Below are 20,811 nucleotides of genomic sequence, written 5' to 3' on the forward strand. Positions count from 1 at the left end.
GTGAATTGCAGCTGCCAGTCGTGCACCGGGGTGGTGCCCGAGTTGTCGATCGTGTACCCGGCGACATAGCCGCCGTCCCACTGCGAGCTCACCGTATAGGTCGCACCCACCCCCGCCTCAGGTGCCGGATCCGTCGCGGCGGGCATCACCAGGCCGGTGCCGGTGCCGGAGGTCAACGCCTGAATGCTCGCATCGATCGCTTCGCCGAGCGGGCTGTCGGCCCACACCTGGCTGAGATCGCGCAGCGGATCCACGCCGGCCAGCGCACCGGTGAGCGAATCGATGATGGGGTCGACCAATACATCGAGAAGATCGGCGTGGGCAGGCGCCACCGCGGCCAGGGGCGACATCACCAACGTCACTGCGGCGCCGGCGGCCGTGCCCAGTACCCGAGCGCGAGAGCGCCTCGCCGATTTGTTCCAGCGCCGACGGCGGTGACGTGACATTGCAGTCCCATCGCTACGGGTGGGCAATTAGGTGAAAACGCTGCAGCAGCACGCTATAACAGCTGTCCAAGACACGTCAAACAGTTTGTACTTACCAAGGCATGGGCGTCTACCTTCTTGACGCCCACAGGGACAATGTCAATCACCGGTTAGCGGCGCACAATAACACCACGTGAAGGCATGGTGAAAAGGCCGAAAACTCCCTGCGCCAAGGCGGGCAGAAGAGTACAACCGCTCAAATCTTGTGCACACCGAGTGCTCAGTCGGTGTTGCCGCTCAGTGATTTCGCGGTGGCGGCGAACTCCGCGACCGACGAACCCGCCCTTTCCTGCTTGTGCTGGCTCAAGGCCCGAATCGAGACGTCGTGGCCCTCGGCGGCCTTGCGTAACGCGCCGACCGTCGCCTGCTCGCGGGAGATGTGGGTGAACGGGTCGAACGAATACCAGCGCATCGCGTTTTGGTGGGTAATCTTGTTGACTTCGTCGTCGGGAACGTTGTTGGCGGTCAAGACCTCCCACAATTCCTCGGGCGCGCCCGGCCACATCGAGTCGCTGTGCGGGTAGTCGGCCTCCCAGCAGATGTTGTCCACGCCGATCATCTCGCGCAGTTTGACCCCGGTTTTGTCGCTGATGAAGCAGGTCAGGAAGTGCTCGCGGAACACCTCCGACGGCAGCTTGCCGCCGAAGTCCTGGTGTGTCCACGTCGAATGCATCTCGTAGGTGCGGTCCACCCGCTCCAGGAAGTACGGTATCCACCCGGTGCCGCCCTCCGAGAGCGCGATCTTCAGGTCGGGGTATCGCTTGATCGGTTTGGACCACAGCAGATCCGCCGCCGCCTGCACGATGTTCATCGGCTGCAACGTGATCAGCACGTCCATCGGCGCATCGGGAGCGGTGATCGCCAGCTTGCCCGACGAACCGATGTGGATATTGAGTACGGTATTGGTGTCGCACAACGCTTTCCACAACGGATCCCAGTAGTCGTCATGAAAGCTCGGATAGCCCATCGCGGCGGGGTTTTCGGTGAAGGTCAGTGCGTGCACACCCTTCTTCGACACCCGACGCACCTCGGCGGCGCATTTCTCGGCATTCCAGATCACCGGCAGCGCCATCGGAATGAACCGGGCCGGGTAGGCCCCACACCACTCGTCGATATGCCAGTCGTTGTAGGCCTGCACCAACGCCAGCGAGAAGTCTTCATCCTCGGTGGCGAAAAGCCGCCCGGCAAAACCGGGGAATGAGGGAAAGCAGATCGAGCCCAGGATGCCACCGGCGTTCATGTCCTTGACCCGCTCGTCCACGTTGTAGCAACCCGGCCGGATCTCGTCGAGGCCCTGCGGCTCCAGACCGTATTCCTCCTTGGGTCGACCGGCCACCGCGTTGAGCGCGACGTTTGGGATCACGGTGTCGCGGAACTGCCAGGTGTCCGAGCCGTCCGGATTGTGCACCAACCGGGGTGCGTCGTCGATGTACTTCTTGGCCAAGTGGTTCTTGAACATGTCGGGTGGTTCGACGATGTGGTCATCGACACTGATCAAGATCATGTCGTCTTTGTTCACTGGTCGTCCTCTCCTCAGGGACCCACCAAGGCCCGCCAGGTGATGCGGGTAAAAGTCACCTACTGTGGAAATTATCTTCTCAGTTCACGAGAATCAACATCTTGTCGTACTGCCTAACCGGCTTCGGGCCGCCGCGACCGACAATGAGAATAGTATTCTCATGATCAGAAAGTTACAATCTCAAAAACGATGTCCGTGAGGGGGCGCACCTCGATGACGGCACGGCGTTCGCCGGCGCAGCAATCGGTGACCGGTCCGAACGAGGAGCCGGCCTGGAAGCGGCGCGCGGTCGAGCGGTCGATCCAGACGGCAAAGCTGCGGGCCGGGCAGCGCGTCCAACGCTTCCTGGACGCCGCCCGGGACATCATCGTCGAAAAGGGCAGCACGGACTTTACCGTTCAGGAAGTCGTCGACCGATCGCGGCAGTCTCTGCGCAGCTTCTACCTGCAGTTCGACGGCAAACACGAACTGTTGCTGGCGCTGTTCGAAGACGCGTTGAGCCGAGTCGCCGATCGGGTCGGCGCCGCCACCGCCCAGCACACCGATCCCCTGGAACGGCTCAAAGTGGCGGTCGAGTTGCTGTTCGAGGTTTCGCGCCCGGATCCCACGGCGAGGAGACCGCTCTTCACCGACTTCGCGCCACGGTTGCTGGCTTCACACCCCACCGAGGTCAAGCTGGCTCATGCGCCGCTTCTTGCGTTGCTCACCAGCCTGATGGAGGAGGCTGCCGCCACGGGCCAATTGCGGCCTGAGCTGCACCCCAAACGGGTCGCCGCAATGACCATGCAGACGGTCATGTTCCTCGCGCAATCCAGCGGAGGACCCGACGAAGTGACCGTCCATCCCGTCACCGCTGCCGAGGTGTGGGACTTCTGCTCGCACGGCTTGGTGGGCGGGATCTGACTGACGACCCACGAAGCCACTACTCGGCGGCCGAGAATTGTTCGACGTACTCGCCGGCGAAGCGGGTGATTCCCTCGAGTGCGTCGCGGGTGCGTTGCCAGGGCGCCACAATGAGTCGCTGGACACCGGCCTCGGCGGCGCGCCGCACATCGTCAGCCGACGAGATCGGCACCGAGGTGCTGATCTGTGGTTGACCGCTGCGTCCGTGATCGGCCCAGAGCGCGGTGAGCAGAGCCACCGAGTCCGGTAGCGAAGCCACGGTGTGGTTCATCGGCAACCAGCCGTCACCCAGTCGGGCCACTCGGCGCAGTGCGGCCTTGCCGTCACCGCCGATGTGCAACGGCGGGCCGCCGGGTTGCACCGGTTTGGGTTCGAAAGCGACTGCACCGAAATCGAAGAACCTGCCGTGGTGTTCGATCGTCGGCTCAGTCCACAGCGCACGGCACACCAGCAGTGCCTCGTCGACTCGGGCGCCGCGGCTGTCGAAGTCCAGGCCGACCGCGTCCCACTCCTCGCGCAACCAACTCGCCCCCACCCCGAAGTCGAACCGGCCCGCCGAGACGACGTCGAGCGTGGCCGCGGCGCGCGCGCTGACGAATGGGTGGCGCAAACCGATGTTGTAGACGTGGGTGCCGAGCCGGATGGTGGCGGTCTGCCCGGCAAGAAACGACAGATAGTTCAACGCATCGAACACGGGGGTCTGCGGCGGGATCGGAGGATGGCTGGTGCCGTGATGCGGGCTGCCGCTCATCGCGATCGGCAAAACCAGATGTTCGGGCAGCCACACCGACTCGAATCCCAGCGCTTCGGCCCGCTTGGTCAAATCGAGCCATAGACCGGGGTGGGCGCGGGCCAGTGGTATACCGAATTTCATTGCTTGTCGGCCTTTCTCGCCTCGGGCCCACGGCGGTCGGGCCCGGCGGCACTGGTGGGATTGAGGTGAGTCAGGTGCCCGCTTTCCACACCGGCGGCGGGATCGAGCGCGCAGTCGATGATCGCCGGCCCCTTGGCGGCCAGAGCCTCGGTCAGTGCGATGTGCAGCTCCGTCGGTGTCGTGACGTGAAATCCCTTGCCGCCAAATGCTTCTGCAAGCTTCTCATGCCGGGCATCGGCGTTCAGGACTGTCGGCGCCGGGTCGGCTCCGGTGGCGGGCACTTCGTCGCCGCGATAGACGCCGCCGTTGTTGAGGATGACGACCGTGACCGGCAGCCGGTAGCGGCATATCGTCTCGAATTCCATGCCGCTGAAGCCGAATGCGCTGTCTCCTTCGATGGCGACGACCGATTGTCCGGTTTCGACCGCGGCGGCGATCGCATAGCCCATGCCGATGCCCATCACACCCCAGGTGCCGCTGTCGAGCCGGTGTCTCGGCAGCTGCATGTCGATCACATTGCGGGCGGTGTCCAGCGCGTTGGCGCCCTCGTTGACCACGTAGGCCTCGGGGTGCTGGGCCAGTACGGCACGGATCGCGCGCAGTGCGTTATGAAACCGCATCGGGTGCGGATCGTCGGCCAGACGTCGCTCCATCGCGGCCTGGTTGTGGGCCTTGCGCTCGGCGAGTTCGCCGGTCCACGACGTCGGCACGACGATCGGGCGCGCTGCGAGGCGGTCGAGGAGCGCGACGAGCACCGATTCGATATCGCCGGCCAGCGGTGCGGAGATCGGCCGGTTGCTGTCGAATTCCGATGCGGCGATGTCGACCTGGACGAACTGGGCGCCGGGTGCCCATGGCGGCGACTCCCCGTGACCAAGCAGCCAGTTCAGGCGGGCGCCGAGCAGCACGATCACGTCGGCGCGACCCAGCGCCAGCGAACGCGCGGCCGCGACGCACTGCGGATGCGCGTCCGCCAGCAGTCCCTTGGCCATCGACATCGGCAGAAACGGGATGCCTGTGGTCTCGACGAATTTCGCGACCACGGCGTCGGCCTGCGCGTAGGCCGCGCCCTTGCCGAGCACCACCAGCGGGCGCCGGGCCTGCGCCAGCAGGTTCACCGCGCGTTCCACCGCCTCGGGCGCCGGCGCTTGCCGCGGAGCAGGGTCGACGACCCGCCATATCGTGCCCGCGGCGGTGTCGGCATCGATGGCCTGCCCGAGCACCTCGGCGGGAATGTCCAGGTAAACCCCGCCGGGTCGACCGGAGACCGCGGTGCGAACGGCGCGGGCCACGCCGAGCCCGATGTCGTCGATGCGCCCGATCCGGTACGCGGCCTTGGCGAACGGCCGGGCCGCGTTGAGCTGGTCGAGCTCCTCGTAATCGCCGCGCTGCAGGTCCGCCATCGCCCGTGCGCCCGACCCCGAGACCTGGATCATCGGGAAGCAGTTGGTCGTGGCGTTGGCCAGCGCCGTCAGCCCGTTGAGAAAACCAAGGCCGGACGCTGTCAGGCAGATCCCGGGGCGTCGAGTCAGAAATCCGGCCGCGGCTGCGGCGTGGCCGGCGGAGGCCTCGGTCCGGAACCCGATGAAACGGATGCCCGAGGTCTGCGCGACCCGGGCGAGATCGGTGACCGGGATACCCACAAGCCCGTAGAGGGTGGCGGTTGCGTTGAGCTTGAGGGCGTCCACGAGGAGGTGGAACCCGTCGGTCAGTCCTGCGGACATCTGAGCGCCTCCTGCGGTTTGGGGGCGGATCCGCCCGTTGCCGACACCTTTGTCTACCAGGGTGTCGACGGCGATCCCGGACCTGATATGCATCGACATGGGTCTGAAGCAGAGAAGGAAGGTCATGGTGCCCGATCCGCTGCGCTCCGGTGTGCCCCTGGCCGAGCTGCTGGCGGCCTCGGCGAGCCGGGACCCGCAAGCGCCGGCGCTGGTCGTCACCGCCGACCGCGTTGCGATCAGCTACGGCGAGCTCGTCGGTCTGGTCGACGAGCTGGCCGGCCAACTGGTGCGCGGCGGCTTGTCGTCCGGTGACCGGGTCGGGCTGCGGGCCTACGGCAACGCCGCGTTCGTGGTCGGTTTGTTCGCGGCGTCGCGTGCGGGGCTGGTCGTGGTGCCGGTGGACCCCGCCCTGCCGATCAGCACGCAGCGTGCCAGGCTCACCGCCGCCGGAGCCCGGGTCGTCCTGGTAGACGACGCCGCCGGGACGGCACCGGCCCCGCCGAGCTGGCCGATCTCGGTGCGGGTGACCGCAGGCGACGGCACCGCCACGGTCGAGCTGGAGACCGCGGCGGCGCCGGATCCGACTCCCGTGACCCCGGACGGATTGCGGCCCGACGATGCGGTGATCATGTTCACCGGGGGGACGACCGGTTCGCCGAAGATGGTGCCCTGGACCCGGGACAACATCGCCGGCGCGATCAGCGGCGTCGTGGCCGCCTACCGGCTGGGTCCGCAGGATGCGACGGTGGCCGTGATGCCGCTGTTTCACGGGCACGGGTTGATCGCTGCGCTGCTGTCGACCCTGGCCTCCGGGGGATGTGTGCTGCTTCCCGCCGCCGGACGGTTTTCCGCCCACACGTTCTGGGATGACGTGCGGGCCGCCCGGGCCAGCTGGTTCACTGCGGCGCCGACGATTCACCGGATCTTGCTGGACCGCGCGGCGACCGACTATCCGGGCCCTGCTGAGGCCCCGCTGCGTTTTATTCGCAGCTGCAGCGCCGCGCTGGATCCTGAGACCGCACGGGGACTGCAGGCCGAGTTCGCAGCCCCGGTGCTGTCCGCCTACGGCATGACCGAAGCCACGCATCAGGTGTCGAGCATGGGGCTATCCGCCCACGACTTCGCCGACGAAAAGGCCGCCGTGCGAACCGGTCTGGTCGGCCGCTCGACCGGAGTCGACATCCGGATCGTCGGCGACGGTGGCCGCATGTGTGCGCCCGATACCGTCGGGGAGGTGTGGTTGCGCGGTCGGACGATCGTGCGGGGATACCTCGACGCCGCCGCCACCGCCCGAAGTTTCACCGACGGGTGGCTGCACACCGGGGACCTGGGGTCGCTGTCACCGAACGGCGAGCTGACGCTGCGCGGCCGGATCAAGGAAATGATCAACCGCGGTGGGGAGAAAATCTCCCCCGAGCACGTCGAGGGCGTTTTGACCAGCCACCCCGAGGTCGCCGAGGCGGCCGTGTTCGCCGTCCCCGACCGGATTTACGGGGAGGCGGTGGCGGCGGTGATCGTGCCGCGGTCCGCAACACCGGACTTTTCCGAGCTCGCCGAGTTCTGCCGAGAACGGTTGGCGGCGTTCGAGGTACCCGCGAGCTTCACCGCTGCCGCCGAACTCCCGCACACTGCGAAGGGCTCGCTCGACCGTCGCGCCGTGGCACAGCGGTTCGGCAGCAGGACCTGAACGCACCCGCCCGGATTGAGCTTTTAAGCTGCCAGGTGCGGGGCGACGACGACAGCCACGGAGGTCAGCATGGCGGTTCCAAGACCATCGATCGCGGACATCGTCTCGGCGGCAGAGCATTTCGGGATGCACTTCGACGACGACGCAGCAGCGGGATTCACGACGCTTGTCGGACACACGCTGACCTCCTACGACGTCGTCGACGAACTGTACGACAAAATCGCCCGCCCGCAGACACCGCAGCGCACATACCGATTCCCCGACGACAACCCGCTGGGTGCCTGGTATGTCACCACCGAGATCACCTCCGGCGCTGACGGGCCGCTGTCGGGCAAGCGGATCGCGATCAAGGACAACATTGCCGTCGCCGGAATCCCGATGATGAACGGGTCACGGGCCTTGTCGGGCTTCATCCCCGGCCGCGACGCGACCGTTGTCGAACGATTGCTGGATGCCGGGGCGGTCATCGCCGGCAAGAGCGTGTGCGAGGACTTGTGCTGCTCGACGTCGAGCTTCACCTCGGCCTGCGGCCCGGTGCGCAATCCGTGGGATCCGACCCGGGAAACCGGCGGATCGTCCAGCGGCAGCGCGGCACTCGTCGCCGCCGGCGAGGTCGACCTGGCGTTGGGCGGCGACCAGGGCGGCTCGGTGCGGATCCCGGCGGCGCTGTGCGGCATCGTCGGGCACAAACCCACCCACGGTCTGGTGCCCTACACCGGAGGCTTCCCGATAGAGCGGACCCTCGATCACATCGGCCCGATGACCCGCACGGTCGCCGACGCCGCGCTGCTGCTCACCGTGCTCGCCGGACCCGACGGGCGCGACCCGCGCCAACCCGCCGACCTGCCGGCGGTTGACTATCGCCGGGCGCTCGGCGGCGACGTGTCCGGAATGCGGGTGGGGCTGCTCGCCGAGGGCTTCGGCAGTTCGCGGGTCGACGAGCTGGTCCGCGCGGCAGCGCGGCGGTTCACCGAGCTCGGCTGCACGGTCGGCGAGATCAGCGTGCCCTGGCACCGCCACGCGCTGTTTGTCCACGGCGTCATCTTCACCGACGGCGCCGTCTACCAAATGCTGGACGGCAACGGTTACGGGCTGGGCGTGGACGGACTCTACGACCCCGAGCTCATGGCGTACTTCGCCCGGCGCCGGCGCACCGAAGCCGATCAACTCTCCACCATGATCAAGGCGTTCGCGCTATGCGGGCACTACAGCCTGACCACCCTCGGCGGCGCGTCATATGCCAAGGCGCGCAACCTGTTACCGCACGTGCGGGCCGCCTACGACGATGCGCTCGAGCAGTACGACGTTCTGGTGATGCCCACGGTTCCCGGCACCGCCGAGACGCTGCCGGCCGGCGGCGAAGACGACGCCGCACTGCTCGCCAAAATGCTGACGAAGGCGGTCAACACCGCACCCATGAACATCACCGGCCACCCGGCGGTGTCGGTGCCCGCCGGACTGCTCGACGGCCTGCCGGTCGGGATGATGATCATGGGCAAGCGATTCGACGACGCCACGGTGCTGCGGGCCGCCCACGCCTTCGAAGAGCTGTCCGGCGGATTTCTTAAGCCCGGCAAAGTATCTCGCCGTGCGGGATCGCCAGCCAGCCGTCGGCCGCAGCCGCCCACGCCCGCCACGCCGAGGCGATCTCGGTGAGTTCCGCGGCGGTCGCCATGCCGGAGTCCACCAGCTGACGCGCCAGCGCCGACTCCACGATCCGGTCGGCCCACATACCGCCCCACCACTGGCGGTCCTCCGGTGTCGCGAAACACCAGATGCCGCCGCTCGGGGTGATGTCGTCGAATCCCGCCTCGCGAGCCCACGACAGCAGGCGCCGTCCGGCGTCGGGTTCGCCGCCGTTGGCCCGGGCCGCCCGTTCGTAGAGATCGAGCCACCGGTCCAACGCCGGCAGCTGCGGATACCAGATGAACCCGGCGTGGTCGGCGTCGCGGACCGCGACGATCCCGCCCGGTGCGCAGACCCGCCGCATCTCGCGCAACGCCGGCACCGGGTCACGCACGTGCTGCAGCACCTGGTGCGCGTGCACGACATCGAACGCGTCGTCGGGGAATTCGAGCGCATGGACGTCGGCCGTCGCCAACGAGACATTCGACAGGTTGCGGGCATCGACCTCAGCGCGGGCCAGATCCAGCGCCTCGGCGCTGATGTCGACGGCGGTCAGCCGGCCGGGGTCGATGCGCGCGGCGAGGTCGGCGGTGATCGTGGCGGGCCCGCAGCCGATGTCGAGCAGCGACAACCCTTGGCGCAGATGCGGCAACAGATAGCCCGCGGAATTCTCGGCGGTGCGCCGGCGGTGGGACCGCAGCACCGACTCGTGATAACCGTGGGTGTACCGATGCACCGGGCCCACCACGCTAGTCGACCGGGACGTCGAGGATCGGGCGTTCGACGCCGGCACCCGGGCCGTCGAAGTGCCACCACTCGCCGGAGTAGGCGCGTAAGCCACCGGCGCTCATCGCGTCACGGAGCCGGGCCCGGTGCGCCTGCGCATCCGGGCTGATCCCGTCGGTGGTGAACGCGTGAGCGCGGGCGCTGAAATCGTCGAAGTCGGTTCCCATCTCGATGAGGCAGCGCTGCCCGGACGGGCATGGCGTGCGGGCCAGGGTCACGTCGACCGAGCGGCCCGCCTCGTGGCTGCGCGCGTACGCACCGGGCCGCGCCACCCAGGCCGGGTCGGACACCACCTGGAACAACCTGACCTGAACCGGGTGCGGGCGATAACAGTCCCAGAACACCAGCGACAACGCCTGCCGGCGCAGCGTGTCGGCGGCGGTCGCCAAACCCGGCGCCAGCGACTCGTGCACCAGGCAGCGGGCATCGGCCGGATACAGCGGCGCACCGGTGACATTTCGCGGCGTCGCGTAGCGCAAGTCGACGACCGCGTCCGGCACGACATCGCGGACGTCGACGAATCCGGCCGCCCGGGCCGCAGCGCCGACCGTCTCGTCGGCGCTCGCGCGGGCGATATAGCCTCCGCCCGCCCCGATCAGCAGGACGGCGCAGAGCGCCCGCACGACCCTCATTTGGGCCTCATTTCGGAAGCTCGTGACGGATGCGGTCGTCCCGGCCGGGAACACCGTTGCGGCCGCCGAGGTCTTGAGCATACAAGGCGGTCACGTACGCGACGCCGGCACCGTTGATGCCCATCGCGGTGCGGTCGACGTGCGCGTAGGTGTCGGTGTCCTTGTGGTAGTTCGGGTCGAACGGCTGGTCCGCGGTGCCGCCCCACAGCTTGGCCTGTTCCGCGGTCTTCTTGGCTTCGGCGCCGGAAAACAATCCGCCGGAAGGGATGCCCGCGATCGTGAAGGCGTCGTAGTCGGAGCGACCGTCGAAGGCGGTGTCCTGTGGGGTCTTACCGGCTGAGTTCAGGTAGGCGGCCAGCGACCGCTCGATACCCGCCGAGCCCTCGGGCACCACCGGATTACCCCGCTGTTCGACCGGCAGCGACTGGTCCCCGTCATAGGTGAAATAGCCGGGGTTGGGCGATGCCAGCATGTCGAAGTTCATATATAGCGCAATATCCTTGAGGCCGTTGAGATCCAGCGACTCGATGTACTTGCGCGAGCCGATCAGCCCGGTCTCCTCCGCTCCCCAGAAACCGAACCGCACCGCGTTGTGTATTGGCGGCGAGCTGCCCAGCTGCAGTGCAGTCTCCAGCAGAGCCGCCACGCCGGAGCCGTTGTCGTTGATGCCCGGGCCCTCCGGGACGCTGTCCAGGTGCGCTCCGATCATCACCACGTCGTTGGTGGAGCCGGTCTTGGTCTGGGCGATGACGTTGCGGGCCTTGATGGTTTTGGTCTCGGCGTTGAGTTTGACCGTTGCGGTCCCGGGCAGGGTGCGCAGCTGCGCCCCGTCGGGCTTGGTGACGCTGACCACCGGGATCTTCATCTCGGTCTTCTCGCCCAACGTCCCGCCCATCTTCTCCTCGACGACGTTGTCGGCGACAACCACAGCGACGGCGCCGCGCTCCGCGGCGAACGCGGCCTTCTGGGCGAACGGGCAGGTGCCGCGGTCCACCAGCACCACCGCGCCCTGCACCGGCAGGCCGGCGTAGTCGGACGCGGCGCAGCCCGGACGGTCCCCGGGCGGCACCGCCACCAGCGGACCGCTCACCCCGTCCGGTGGGGTGGGGGGGCTGAACTGCAACGCATTCGCCTGTAAGGTTTTGGAACCGACAGTGACCGATCCGGGTTCGGAATGAAAGACGCGCGCCTCGAATTGCGGGGTTTGCACGTCGAAGTTTTTCTCCCGCAGCTTAGCCGCCACGTAGGCGATGCTGGCGTCGTATCCGGGGGTGCCTACCGCGCGGGTGTTGCCGTTGGCCGTGGCGATCTCCTGCAGCTTCGACAGGTCCGCCATCATCGCGTCGGTGCTGACCCGTCCCCGCAGCGCGGCCGCGAAGTCCTGCGCCGCGCGCGAAGGGCCCGGCGTGCAGTTCTCCGCTGCATGGCCGCAGCCGGCGGCCAGTAGGGACAGCACCGCGACCATGCACAGTGTCAGCTTCGATTTGTAGACCATCGCGTCTACGTTAGCCGCAGCCCGCGAACGCGCCGCGCAGCCAAGCTATTCAGCTCCGCCGATCGTGGCGACGACCAGCTCGGCGACGGCGCCCATCCCGGCGGCGTTGGGGTGAAAGGGTGCGGGACGCCAGGGCAGCGGCCAGCTCGCCCCGACCGTCCACGGGTCGGTTGACCAGGCATGATGGTCGCGACTGGCGTATGCGGCGCGCACGATCCGGCAACCGGTGGCCGCTGCGGCCGCCGCGGTGAGCTCTTCCAAGCGGCCCGCCACGTAACGGCCCAGGTCGGCGTCGCCGTGGGACAGCGGCGGTGCGGGCTGCCCGTGCGGCGGCAGCATCGTGAGGTAGTCGACGAAGAGCACCCGGGCATCCGGTGCGCGTCGGCGCACCGCTGCGCCGACTTCGCGCAGCGAGTCGCCCACCTGGCCGAGTGCCTCGTCGCGGCGGGCGCGGTCCAGCAGCTCCCGGATCCTCGGCAGCAACCGGGCCGCGCGCGGCAGCGCCGCGGCCATCAGCAGCGGAATGTAGCCCACGTCGTTGCCGCCGATGGTGATCGTCACCAACGTCTCCGAGCCGTCCAGCGCGTCGATCTGTGGCGGCGCGCCCCGTTGCCGCTCGGCGAGCAGATGCGCGGTGGTCGCACCGGAGAACGTGACGTCGGTCAGGTTCAGCTTCAGCCGTTCGGCGACCAGGTGCGGGTAGTTGCGCGCGGACCGGCCGGACCCGCGCGGTGCTCCCCGGGCGCGGGGCAAGATGCCGGGACCCGCCGCCATCGAACTGCCCAGCGCGACATAGCGACCCGTCATAACACCGGGCTGGACGCCTGAGCCCAGAAACGTTTCGGGATGCGGCCGGCGTTGCGCGCGAGGTAACCGGCGGTGACCGCGGCGGCCAGCGCGGCGGCCATCGCGGGCGGATCGGCGGCCCGGGTGACCGCGCTGGCCGCCAGCACCGCGTCGCAGCCCAGCTCCATCGCCAGCGCGGCATCGCTGGCAGTGCCGATACCGGCGTCGAGCACCACCGGGACGCCGGCGGCCTCGACGATCATCGCGATGTTGTGCGGGTTGGCGATCCCGAGCCCGGTGCCGATCGGCGAGCCCAGCGGCATCACCGCCGCGCAGCCGACCTGTTCCAGTCGCCTGGCGAGCACGGGGTCGTCGTTGGTGTAGGGCAGCACCACGAACCCGTCGTCCACCAACTGCTCGGCAGCCCGGACCAGCTCGACGGCGTCGGGTAACAGCGTGCGTTCGTCGGCGATGACCTCCAGCTTGACCCACTCGGTCTGCAGCGCTTCGCGGGCCAGTTGCGCCGTCAGCACCGCCTCGGCGGCGGTGCGGCAGCCCGCGGTGTTGGGCAGCGGCGTGATGCCGAGCCGGTTCAGCAGGTCGAGCATGCCGGTGCCGCCGTCGGCGTCGACCCGGCGCATCGCGACGGTGGTCAGCTCGGTACCCGACGCGACCAGCGCCTCCTGCAGCACCGCGAGGTTTGCCGCGCCCCCGGTACCCATGATCAGCCGGGAGGTGAAGCTGCGTCCGGCGATCGTCAGCTTCTTACCGGCCTCAGCCACCCTGCACCGCCGTCACCACCTCGAGTCGCGCACCGTCGGCAAGCGTCGTCGTCCACCGAGACCGGGGCAGCACAGCGTGATCCAGCGCGACCGCGATCCCGCGGTCGGGATAACCGAGCGACTCCAGCAGCGCGGCGACCGTGGTCGTCTCCTCGACCTGCACCTGTTCATCGTTGACGAGGACGATCACGGTCGGCTCCCGACGAGTTCGAGTTGGGACACGATCTGCTCGGCGGTCCATGGCGCCAGCAGGAAGCCGTTGCGGCCGTGGCCGGCGGCGACCCAGGTTCGCGCGTCCAGGCGCTCCACCAGCGGCAGGTTGTCCGGGGTCGTCGGGCGCAACCCGGCCGCGCATTCGGCCAACTCGTACTCGCCGAGGGCCGGCATCACCGTACACGCGTCGTCGAGCAGGTCCCGCACCCCGGAGACCACCGGCGCGGTGTCGCGGCCGTGTTCGTACTGGGTGGCGCCGATGACCACGCCGTCGGCACGCGGAACCAGGTACACCTGCCGGCCGTGGACTCGGGCGCGGATTATTCGGCTCGGCAACGGCATACATCCCTTACGCCAGCGCAGCCGCAGCACCTCGCCCTTGACCGGGCGGATCGGCAGGCCGGGCCACAGCTGCGGAGCGTCGATCCCGTTGGCGATCACCACCGCGTCGGCCTCGACGGCAGCCAGCTCGGACACCGGCCCGTCCCACTGCACCCCGTGGCGCTGGCAGTCCGCTCTCAGCGCGTCCAGCACGGCACGGTTGTCCACGGCCAATTCGGTGGGCGCCCGGAATCCGTGCCGGATGCCCTGGGCCAGCAGCGGTTCCAGCTCGCGGACAGCGGATTCCCACAGCACCGGATGGCCTTGCGCCGACAGCCAATCCGCCACGGTGCGCAGGTCGGCGATGTCGGCATGGTCCACGGCGACCACCAACGATTCGCGCGCGCTGATCACCCGGCCCGGCAGGCCCTCGGTGTAGCTGCCCGGAGATGTCTGCCGCCACAACCGCAACGATTCGAGGCCCAGTCGCAGCAGCTTCTCCTCGCCCGGCCAGCCCTCGCTGTGCGGGGCGAGCATGCCGCCGGCTACCCAGGACGCGCCGTGGGCACCGCTGTGATGTACCCGCACCGACCAGCCGGCCCGGGCCGCCCGGCGGGCCACCGACAGCCCTACCACGCCGCCACCGATAACGGCCAGCGAATCCGGCATCCTTTGCTCCCTTCGCCGGCATGATCCGGATCAGGTCTGACGGTCAGGGCAGGCGTGCCCACTCTCAGTCCCCGCGGTGATAGCCCGGGACTCCCGTGTCGTCGATCTTCCACGCTAGCGGCTACCGTCGCGGTGTGCACGACGGCGACTACTCCGCTCCGGCCGGGCCCGGGCCGGGCGGCATCGACGCCGGGGCGCGGCTCGGGCGACTGCGCGCGGCCCGGTTGTACCTGTGCACCGACGCCCGCCGCGATCGCGGCGACCTGGCCGAATTCGCCGACGCCGCGCTGGCCGGCGGAGTCGACATCATCCAGCTGCGCGACAAGGGTTCGGTGGGCGAGCAACGGCTGGGTCCGTTGGAAGCACGCGACGAGCTCGACGCGCTGGCCGTTCTCGCCGACGCCGCGAGTCGGCACGGGGCGCTGGTGGCGGTCAATGACCGTGCCGACATCGCCCGCGCAGCCGGCGCGGACGTGCTGCACCTGGGCCAGCACGACCTTCCGCTGGAGGTGGCCCGCGAGATCGTCGCCCCGGGCACCCTTATCGGCCGGTCCACGCACAACCGCAGCCAGGTGATCGGCGCGGTGGCCGAGGCGGTCGACTACTTCTGCGTCGGTCCCTGCTGGCCCACCCCGACCAAACCGGGCCGCGCCGCCCCCGGTCTGGCGCTGCTGCGTGCTGCCGCCGGCCTGGCCGGTGACAAGCCGTGGTTTGCTATCGGCGGCATCGACCTGCGGCGGCTGCCGGAAGTGCTGGCCGCGGGCGCTCGCCGGATCGTGGTGGTGCGGGCGATCACTGCCGCCGAGGACCCGCGGGCCGCCGCTGAGCAACTCAGCTCGGCGCTTGCAGCAGCGCGCTGATCCGGGTGCTCAGGTGCGACGGGGCCTGGTCGGGCCGACCGGCCGTGCACCACAGGAAAACCCCCGCCTCGATTTCGACCGTGCGCGGCAGGTGGTGGCGGCGCTGATCGCCGGCACCCAACGGCACGGTCGCGGGTGTGGTACGCAGCCGTTGCCAGCTGGCGGCGAACCCGGGGTGCAGGGGCAGGTGTTCGACGTCGTCCTCGCCGACCCAGCGCAGCTCGGCGCTTTCCCGATTGGGCACGGTTGGCAGCGGCTCCGGGGCGTCGGCAACAACGGTGGTGTAGGTCCAGCGCGTGCCGTCAACCCCGATGACCTCGGCGGTGACCACCCGCGCGCGCACCGACAGCCGGTCGGTGGGCAAGCCGGTCTCTTCGAGCGCTTCCCGGACCGCGGCCTGTTCGGCGGTCTCGTGGCTGTCGCGGGCGCCGCCGGGCAAGGCCCAGGTGCCGCCCTGATGACTCCACGAGGCCCGATGCTGCAGCAACACCGCCGGGCTGCCGTCGGGACGCGGCGCCCGCAACAGCAGTCCCGCCGCGCCGTGCCGGCCCCAGTAATACGCGCCGGTGTCGGAGATCACCCAGCCGTCGCCGTCACCGCGCATCGGTTCAGGATAAAGCGGTCGGGTGGCGTGCCGGTGCGGCGACCGTGCGGACCGTGTGTCTGACGCCACGTGGCCGAGCCTACCCACGTACCGCGGCAAAACTCTTACTATTTGCTTATAGAGTTCGTGGGGCCCACCGCCGAAAGATGAGGTCGGAACCACCGTGACCGTTGAGTTGGCGCATCCGTCGACCGAGCCGCTGGGCTCACGGTCGCCCACCGAACCCGCCCATCCGCGGTGGTGGTTCATTTCCACCACACCGGGTCGTATCCTGTCGATCGGCATCGTGCTGGCGTTCCTCGGAGGGCTCACCGCATTCGCCACCTCGACCACCATCAACCAACGCCAGCAGGCACTGACCACCGTGTTGAACCACACCGAGCCGCTGGCCTACGCGGCCGGCCGGCTCTACACCGCGCTGTCGGTCGCCGACGCCGCGGCGGCCACCGCGTTCATCGCCCCCGCCGAGCCGGCCGGGGTTCGCCAGCGTTACGAGCAGGCCGTCACCGACGCTGCGGTGGCGGTCACCCGGGCAGCCAGTGGGCTCACCGACGAGCCGTTGGTGCAGCTGCTGGGCCGCATCGACGCCGAACTGGTCGTCTACAGCGGGTTGGTCGAGACCGCGCGCACCAACGACCGCACCGGTAACCCGGTGGGGTCGTCGTACCTGTCGGAGGCGTCGTCGCTAATGCAGCAGACAATCCTGCCGGACGCGCAGCGGCTGTATGAGGCGACGTCGGCGCGGGTGGACAGCGAAACCACGGCGTCCACCCAGATACCGGCGCCGGTGATCCTCGTCGTCGCCACCACGGTGCTCTTCGGCGCATTCGCCCACCGCTGGCTGGCCCGGCGCACCAAACGCCGGATCAATCCCGGCCTTGTCGTGGGCGGGCTGGCGATTCTGGTTATGGTGGTGTGGGTGGGGACGGCGCTGGCGATTTCCACCTCTAGCAGCCGCAGCGCGAAAATCACTGCGGCTGAATCGCTTAGGAGTATCACCAATCTGTCGATCACGGCGCAGCAAGCTCGGGCCGACCAAACGCTGTCGTTGATCCGGCGGGGGGACGAAGAACTCCGGCAGAAGTCCTTCTCGCAGCGCATCGATGCCATGGCGCAGCAAATCGACGCGTATCTGTCGCGCCCCGACGCCGTCGACAAGGCCGACTTGCGTGGCTCCAAAGAGCTGCTGGCCCGGTGGAAGACGGCCAACGACCGGATCAATTCCTACATTTCGGTGGGCAACTACCGGCAGGCCACCGAAGTTGCGCTGGGCGCCGGCGAGAACAACGCCGGCTCGGCGTTCGACGAGCTCGAAAGTGAGCTGAACAAGACCATGGAGCAGAGCCGCAACCAATTGCGCGACGACATCGGCAACGCACGGCGCGGCCTGTCCGGCGCCACGGTCGGCGGCGTGGTTCTCAGCCTGGGCGCCGCCATCGCGGTGGCCCTGGGCCTGTGGCCCCGACTGAACGAGTACCGGTGATGACCCGCCCGCCCCGCATCCGGCGCTGGTGCGCCGCTGCCGCAGTAACCCTGTCAGCGGGGTGCGGGCACGCGCCGCCCATGGTGACCGCAACGATGCCGACGCTGCCTCCGCCGACCCCGGCCGGTATGCAGGTGCTGGCGCCGATGCCGCCCCGCCCGGCCACCGACGCGGCCGAGCACTGCGACCGCACCGCCAGCCTGCGTCCGTTTCCCTCCAAGGCCGAGGCGGACGCGGCGGTGGCCTACATCCACGACCGGGGCCGGCTGATCGTCGGACTTGACATCGGCAGCAATCTGTTCAGCTTTCGCGACCCGATCACCGGCGAGATCACCGGGTTCGACGTCGACATCGCCGGGGAAGTAGCACGCGACATCTTCGGCACCCCGACCGCCGTCGAGTACCGCATCCTGTCGTCAGCCCAGCGGATCGTCGCCCTGCAGGAGTCGCAAGTCGACATCGTCGTCAAGACCATGACGATCACTTGTCACCGCCGCAAGCTGGTCAACTTCTCCACGGTCTATCTCGACGCCTACCAGCGCATCATGGCGCCGCGCAGCTCGGCGATCACCCATCCGTCCGACCTGTCCGGCAAGCGTGTCTGCGTGGCCAGGGGCACCACGTCGCTGGGTCGGATCCGCGAGATCGCGCCGCCGCCGGACATCGTGGAGGTGGTCAACTGGGCGGACTGCCTGGTGGCGCTGCAGCAGCGCGAGGTCGACGCGGTCAGCACCGACGACACCATCCTGGCCGGGCTGGTAGTCCAGGACCCCTACCTGCATATCGTCGGGCCGAACATGGAAACCCAGCCGTACGGCATCGGTGTCAACCTGGACAACACCGGGCTGGTCCGGTTCGTCAACGGCACCTTGGAGCGCATCCGCCGCGACGGCACCTGGAATGCGTTATACCGCAAGTGGTTGACGGTGCTGGGTCCGGCGCCGGCCCCACCGACCCCGAAGTATGTGGACTGATGGCCGATCGGTTGGATCCAGAACGCGTCGAGCAGCCGGTTCCCGCGGAACCCGGAGATGACGACGCCGGTCCGGCCACCCAACGGGCTGACGTGCTGGCAGAATCGGGGCCGCCGATGCGGCCGATGTCCACCCAGGCGATCTTCCGTCCTCAATTCGACGACGACGCCGAAAGCGCGGCAGCGCAATCGACCGACATCCAACCGCAGGAACGGATGCCGAGCTCGACGCGGGTGCTGCCCCCGGTCCGGCGGCTGGCCGGTGGCCTCGTGGAGATCCCGAGAGTTGCCGATATCGATCCGCTGGAGGCGTTGATGCCCAATCCGGTGGTGCCCGAGTCCAAGCGGTTCTGCTGGAACTGCGGGCGGCCGGTGGGACGCTCCGGCCCGGACGGCGCGGCGCCTTCGGAAGGCTGGTGTCAGCACTGCGGCAGCCCGTATTCGTTTTTGCCGCAGCTGAGTCCGGGCGACGTCATCGCCGGCCAGTACGAGATCAAGGGCTGCATCGCGCACGGCGGGCTGGGCTGGGTGTACCTGGCCTTCGACCGCAACGTCAACGACCGCCCGGTGGTGCTCAAAGGCTTGGTGCATTCCGGCGACGCCGAGGCGCAGGCGATCGCGATGGCCGAACGGCAGTTCCTCGCCGAGGTGGTGCATCCGTCGATCGTGCAGATCTTCAACTTCGTCGAGCACACCGACCGGCACGGCAACCCGGTCGGCTACATCGTGATGGAGTACGTGGGCGGGAAATCGCTCAAGCGGGGCCGGGGGGTCAACCTGCCGGTCGCGGAAGCCATCGCCTACGTGTTGGAAATCCTTCCGGCACTGGGCTATCTGCATTCGCTCGGCCTGGTCTACAACGACCTGAAGCCGGAAAACATCATGCTCACCGAGGAGCAGCTCAAACTGATCGACCTCGGTGCGGTATCGCGGATCAACTCCTTCGGCTACCTCTACGGCACTCCCGGCTATCAGGCACCGGAAATTGTGCGCACCGGCCCCACGGTGGCCACCGACATCTACACGGTGGGACGCACCCTGGCGGCGCTCACGATGACCCTGCGCACCCGCAACGGGCGCTACGTCGACGGGCTGCCCGAAGACGACCCGCTGCTGGCCAAATACGACTCGTTCGCCCGATTGCTGCGCCGGGCCATCGACCCCGACCCGCGACGACGATTCGCCAGCACCGAAGAAATGTCCGGGCAACTGATGGGGGTGCTGCGCGAGGTGGTCGCCGCCGACACCGGGGTGCCGCGGCCGGGCTTGTCGACGATCTTTTCCCGCACCCGATCCACGTTCGGAGTTGATCTGCTGGTCGCCCACACCGACGTCTACCTCGACGGCCAGGTACATGCCGAAAAGCTGACCGCCAGGGAGATCGTCACCGCGCTGCCGGTTCCGCTGGTCGACCCGGCCGACGTCGCCGCGCCGCTGCTGCAGGCCACGGTGCTGTCCGAGCCGGTGCAGACGCTGGATTCGTTGCGAGCGGTCCGGCACGGCTCGCTGGATTCCGAGGGCATCGACTTGTCGGAGTCCGTCGAACTGCCGTTGATGGAGGTCCGCGCCCTGCTCGATCTCGGTGACGTGGGCAAGGCGACCCGGAAGCTCGACGACCTCGCCGAGCGGGTCGGCTGGCAGTGGCGGCTGGTGTGGTACCGCGCCGTCGCCGAACTGCTCTCCGGCGACTACGACTCCGCGATCAAGCATTTCACCGAGGTGCTCGACACCTTCCCCGGCGAGTTGGCGCCCAAGCTGGCGCTGGCCGCCACGGCCGAGCTGGCCGGCGGCGCCGACGCGGAAAAGTTCTACCGGATCGTGTGGAACACCGATGACGGGGTTATCTCGGCGGCCTTCGGGCTGGCCCGGGCGCTCTCGGCAGCCGGTGAGCGCGAAAGCGCGGTGCGCACCCTCGACGAGGTGCCGGCCAGCTCGCGGCATTTCACCACCGCACAGCTGACCAGTGCCGTGACGTTGCTGTCCGGCCGCTCGACGAGCGAGATCACCGAAGAACACATCCGCGACGCTGCGCGCCGGGTGGAGGCACTGCCGCCCACCGAGCCACGCGTACTGCAGATCCGCGCGCTCGTGCTGGGCAGCGCGATGGACTGGCGACAAGACCATGAAGCCAGCACCAACCACATTCTCGGATTCCCGTTCACCGACCACGGGCTGCGGCTCGGTGTCGAGGCGTCGCTGCGCGGGCTGGCCCGGATCGCGCCCACTCAGGCGCACCGCTACACGCTGGTCGATATGGCCAACCAGGTGCGGCCGACGAGCACGTTCTAAAGCGTGTTGAACAACTCTGGTAAGTGTTGGGCACCGCCCTTCTCGGGCGTCGTCGGTTCAGGCCGCTGGTGCGGTGTGAACGTCGGTTCCCGCGTCATTC

At 68.6% G+C, this 20,811-nt stretch carries 18 protein-coding genes, 1 pseudogene and 1 riboswitch; of the genes and pseudogenes, 7 read left to right on the forward strand and 12 right to left on the reverse strand.

Annotated elements, in window-relative coordinates:
- Positions 1-446 (reverse strand): annotated as a pseudogene (locus F6Q13_RS20245) (cellulose binding domain-containing protein); the annotation flags it as partial.
- 259 nt (positions 447-705) lie between these two features.
- Positions 706-2,004: an amidohydrolase family protein gene (locus F6Q13_RS01370; protein WP_293051128.1), complete on the reverse strand. Its 1,299-nt coding sequence runs from the start codon at positions 2,002-2,004 to the stop codon at positions 706-708.
- Positions 2,005-2,250: 246 nt separating this feature from the next.
- On the opposite strand from F6Q13_RS01370, the gene F6Q13_RS01375 reads away from it, so the two are divergent.
- A complete protein-coding gene (locus F6Q13_RS01375) occupies positions 2,251-2,907 on the forward strand; it encodes a TetR/AcrR family transcriptional regulator (RefSeq protein WP_293051239.1) in 657 nt (218 codons plus the stop codon).
- 19 nt (positions 2,908-2,926) lie between these two features.
- On the opposite strand, the gene F6Q13_RS01380 is transcribed toward F6Q13_RS01375, so the two are convergent.
- Together F6Q13_RS01380 and oxc are read right to left on the reverse strand one after the other, a co-directional pair.
- On the reverse strand, positions 2,927-3,781 hold the full coding sequence (locus tag F6Q13_RS01380; RefSeq protein ID WP_293051131.1) for an LLM class F420-dependent oxidoreductase: 855 nt from the start codon (positions 3,779-3,781) through the stop codon (positions 2,927-2,929).
- The gene (gene oxc, locus F6Q13_RS01385; protein WP_293051242.1) at positions 3,778-5,505 is read right to left on the reverse strand and encodes an oxalyl-CoA decarboxylase; all 1,728 of its coding nucleotides are present in this window, start codon (positions 5,503-5,505) and stop codon (positions 3,778-3,780) included. The genes F6Q13_RS01380 and oxc overlap by 4 nt, the downstream gene beginning before the upstream one ends.
- A gap of 97 nt (positions 5,506-5,602) precedes the next feature.
- On the opposite strand from oxc, the gene F6Q13_RS01390 reads away from it, so the two are divergent.
- Together F6Q13_RS01390 and F6Q13_RS01395 are read left to right on the forward strand one after the other, a co-directional pair.
- Positions 5,603-7,192: a FadD7 family fatty acid--CoA ligase gene (locus F6Q13_RS01390; protein ID WP_293051135.1), complete on the forward strand. Its 1,590-nt coding sequence runs from the start codon at positions 5,603-5,605 to the stop codon at positions 7,190-7,192.
- 69 nt (positions 7,193-7,261) lie between these two features.
- Positions 7,262-8,848 carry an amidase gene (locus F6Q13_RS01395; RefSeq protein WP_293051138.1) on the forward strand — a complete coding sequence of 529 codons (1,587 nt, stop codon included), beginning with the start codon at positions 7,262-7,264 and terminating at the stop codon, positions 8,846-8,848.
- On the opposite strand, the gene F6Q13_RS01400 is transcribed toward F6Q13_RS01395, so the two are convergent.
- The 7 genes from F6Q13_RS01400 to thiO all read right to left on the reverse strand — a co-directional run bounded on the left by F6Q13_RS01400 (position 8,757) and on the right by thiO (position 14,502).
- Complete coding sequence (locus tag F6Q13_RS01400; RefSeq protein ID WP_293051141.1) at positions 8,757-9,563, reverse strand: methyltransferase domain-containing protein; 807 nt, start codon at positions 9,561-9,563, stop codon at positions 8,757-8,759. The genes F6Q13_RS01395 and F6Q13_RS01400 overlap by 92 nt on opposite strands.
- A gap of 4 nt (positions 9,564-9,567) precedes the next feature.
- Complete coding sequence (locus F6Q13_RS01405; protein ID WP_293051143.1) at positions 9,568-10,236, reverse strand: M15 family metallopeptidase; 669 nt, start codon at positions 10,234-10,236, stop codon at positions 9,568-9,570.
- Positions 10,237-10,243: 7 nt separating this feature from the next.
- Positions 10,244-11,731, reverse strand: coding sequence for a M28 family metallopeptidase (locus F6Q13_RS01410; protein WP_293051145.1), 1,488 nt, complete (start codon positions 11,729-11,731; stop codon positions 10,244-10,246).
- Between the two features lie 45 nt (positions 11,732-11,776).
- Positions 11,777-12,538 (reverse strand): SGNH/GDSL hydrolase family protein, encoded by a 762-nt coding sequence (locus F6Q13_RS01415; protein ID WP_293051147.1) that lies wholly within the window; start codon positions 12,536-12,538, stop codon positions 11,777-11,779.
- Entirely contained in the window at positions 12,535-13,278 is a 744-nt protein-coding gene (locus tag F6Q13_RS01420; RefSeq protein WP_293051245.1) for a thiazole synthase, read from the reverse strand. The genes F6Q13_RS01415 and F6Q13_RS01420 overlap by 4 nt, the downstream gene beginning before the upstream one ends.
- 13 nt (positions 13,279-13,291) lie before the next feature.
- Positions 13,292-13,489 carry a sulfur carrier protein ThiS gene (thiS, locus tag F6Q13_RS01425; protein ID WP_293051150.1) on the reverse strand — a complete coding sequence of 66 codons (198 nt, stop codon included), beginning with the start codon at positions 13,487-13,489 and terminating at the stop codon, positions 13,292-13,294.
- Positions 13,486-14,502 (reverse strand): glycine oxidase ThiO, encoded by a 1,017-nt coding sequence (gene thiO / locus F6Q13_RS01430; RefSeq protein ID WP_293051152.1) that lies wholly within the window; start codon positions 14,500-14,502, stop codon positions 13,486-13,488. Before thiO ends, thiS begins: the two co-directional genes overlap by 4 nt.
- Positions 14,493-14,609: riboswitch (TPP riboswitch) on the reverse strand. It overlaps the preceding gene by 10 nt.
- Before the next feature lie 75 nt (positions 14,610-14,684).
- Here thiO and thiE point away from each other — a divergent pair.
- Entirely contained in the window at positions 14,685-15,362 is a 678-nt protein-coding gene (gene thiE, locus F6Q13_RS01435; protein ID WP_293051248.1) for a thiamine phosphate synthase, read from the forward strand.
- On the opposite strand, the gene F6Q13_RS01440 is transcribed toward thiE, so the two are convergent.
- Positions 15,334-15,966 (reverse strand): NUDIX hydrolase, encoded by a 633-nt coding sequence (locus F6Q13_RS01440; protein WP_293051155.1) that lies wholly within the window; start codon positions 15,964-15,966, stop codon positions 15,334-15,336. The genes thiE and F6Q13_RS01440 overlap by 29 nt on opposite strands.
- 163 nt (positions 15,967-16,129) lie before the next feature.
- Here F6Q13_RS01440 and glnX point away from each other — a divergent pair, with 163 nt between their 5' ends.
- From glnX to F6Q13_RS01455, 3 genes are read left to right on the forward strand one after another with little or no spacing between them, the layout of a single operon-like run.
- Positions 16,130-17,449 (forward strand): protein kinase G-activating protein GlnX, encoded by a 1,320-nt coding sequence (gene glnX / locus F6Q13_RS01445; RefSeq protein WP_293051158.1) that lies wholly within the window; start codon positions 16,130-16,132, stop codon positions 17,447-17,449.
- Positions 17,449-18,423: a glutamate ABC transporter substrate-binding protein gene (locus tag F6Q13_RS01450; protein ID WP_293051161.1), complete on the forward strand. Its 975-nt coding sequence runs from the start codon at positions 17,449-17,451 to the stop codon at positions 18,421-18,423. The genes glnX and F6Q13_RS01450 overlap by 1 nt, the downstream gene beginning before the upstream one ends.
- On the forward strand, positions 18,423-20,711 hold the full coding sequence (locus F6Q13_RS01455; RefSeq protein WP_293051164.1) for a serine/threonine-protein kinase PknG: 2,289 nt from the start codon (positions 18,423-18,425) through the stop codon (positions 20,709-20,711). The genes F6Q13_RS01450 and F6Q13_RS01455 overlap by 1 nt, the downstream gene beginning before the upstream one ends.
- The last annotated feature ends 100 nt before the right edge of the window (positions 20,712-20,811 follow it).

The sequence above is a fragment of the Mycobacterium sp. genome, from assembly GCF_008709575.1.
Classification (GTDB): Bacteria; Actinomycetota; Actinomycetes; order Mycobacteriales; family Mycobacteriaceae; genus Mycobacterium.

Coding starts and splice junctions, on each gene's coding strand:
- F6Q13_RS01395 (WP_293051138.1), top strand. CDS start 7,262: ATGGCGGTTCCAAGACCATCGATCGCGGACATCGTCTCGGCGGCAGAG.
- F6Q13_RS01405 (WP_293051143.1), bottom strand. CDS start 10,236: ATGAGGGTCGTGCGGGCGCTCTGCGCCGTCCTGCTGATCGGGGCGGGC.
- oxc (WP_293051242.1), bottom strand. CDS start 5,505: ATGTCCGCAGGACTGACCGACGGGTTCCACCTCCTCGTGGACGCCCTC.
- F6Q13_RS01450 (WP_293051161.1), top strand. CDS start 17,449: ATGACCCGCCCGCCCCGCATCCGGCGCTGGTGCGCCGCTGCCGCAGTA.
- F6Q13_RS01390 (WP_293051135.1), top strand. CDS start 5,603: ATGGGTCTGAAGCAGAGAAGGAAGGTCATGGTGCCCGATCCGCTGCGC.
- thiO (WP_293051152.1), bottom strand. CDS start 14,502: ATGCCGGATTCGCTGGCCGTTATCGGTGGCGGCGTGGTAGGGCTGTCG.
- F6Q13_RS01410 (WP_293051145.1), bottom strand. CDS start 11,731: ATGGTCTACAAATCGAAGCTGACACTGTGCATGGTCGCGGTGCTGTCC.
- F6Q13_RS01380 (WP_293051131.1), bottom strand. CDS start 3,781: ATGAAATTCGGTATACCACTGGCCCGCGCCCACCCCGGTCTATGGCTC.
- F6Q13_RS01455 (WP_293051164.1), top strand. CDS start 18,423: ATGGCCGATCGGTTGGATCCAGAACGCGTCGAGCAGCCGGTTCCCGCG.
- F6Q13_RS01415 (WP_293051147.1), bottom strand. CDS start 12,538: ATGACGGGTCGCTATGTCGCGCTGGGCAGTTCGATGGCGGCGGGTCCC.
- F6Q13_RS01440 (WP_293051155.1), bottom strand. CDS start 15,966: ATGCGCGGTGACGGCGACGGCTGGGTGATCTCCGACACCGGCGCGTAT.